At 42.4% G+C, this 1,023-nt stretch carries 1 protein-coding gene and 2 pseudogenes; all 3 read left to right on the plus strand.

Annotation, left to right across the window (positions count from 1 at the left end):
* A partial coding sequence (gene fliS / locus KIV40_RS28725; protein WP_285352629.1) for a flagellar export chaperone FliS occupies positions 1–291 on the plus strand: 291 nt, incomplete at its 5' end.
* Positions 292–520: 229 nt separating this feature from the next.
* Positions 521–601 (plus strand): annotated as a pseudogene (locus tag KIV40_RS28730) (hypothetical protein); the annotation flags it as partial.
* A gap of 209 nt (positions 602–810) precedes the next feature.
* A pseudogene (locus KIV40_RS28735) lies at positions 811–1,023 on the plus strand (hypothetical protein); the annotation flags it as partial.

Consider the following 1,023-nt stretch of genomic DNA (forward strand, 5'->3'; position numbering starts at 1 on the left):
AAGGCGGCGATGCAAGCGGGTAACATTCCTGTGAAGGGTGAGCGTCTTGGTAAGGCTTTAGACATCATTATTAGCCTTCGTAGCTGTCTATCAATGGACGATGGCGGTGACATTGCGAAAAACCTAGATCAACTTTACGAGTTTATGATCACGCAAATTTCTGCGGCGAATCACAAAAATGATCCTCAACCGATCGACGATGTGATTGATATCATCCGCGAGATTAAGAGCCCATGGGACCAGATCCCGAATGAATATCACAATTTAACCTCTGCTGAAGTGGGTATTTAGAGATATTTCAAAGTTCTAACCAAGCTCACATGAGCTAATTGGTTGGTTGCCTTATTTTTTTAATCAAATAAAATAGAAGCCATTAGATAGCCTAATGGCTTTTTTTCGTTGCTGATTTTCATAATTTGTCTATCGTTAATCTTATCAATGATACTTTTTTCCGTTTTATAGATTACGTTGCTTAATGTTTTCCGCATCACACCAATAATAAAGGCAATACATCCTACTTATGCAAGGTTTGTCAAAACTGCTTGTCGTAGACGATAATGCTCAAGAGCGTCACAATTTAAGCACAATATTAGAGTTTGTCCCTCTCGTTCTTTTGGCGAATTTAAGATCAGTGAGCAGCCTTCCTCTTTAATCCAATTTGCCAGTGACATTACGATAAATGAGAACCCACTAACTCTGGCCGAGCCAATAAGCTCACCGCCGGAGCAATCATATGGAGACATCAATAATGGCGAGAGTCGTTCTGCCGAAGAGGTTCTTCCCTCAAATGAGTCCGTGGGGTAGAAACTCGTGATTTCAACCGACGATGCACGTATACAAAGCGAGAACCTCACCGAACTCATTGCCAAATGGCAGGTTGGTTGTAAGGTGTCAGAAGCAGAAATATTCCGTTTTGCCTACCGTAGGCTAAAAGAGCTGGCACAACAGCGACGAAAGAAAACTGTCTATGGGGTGAGCGAGGATCTAGACTCAACCAACACCACGGCGTTGATACATGAGTCC

The organism is Vibrio sp. D173a (assembly GCF_030248475.1).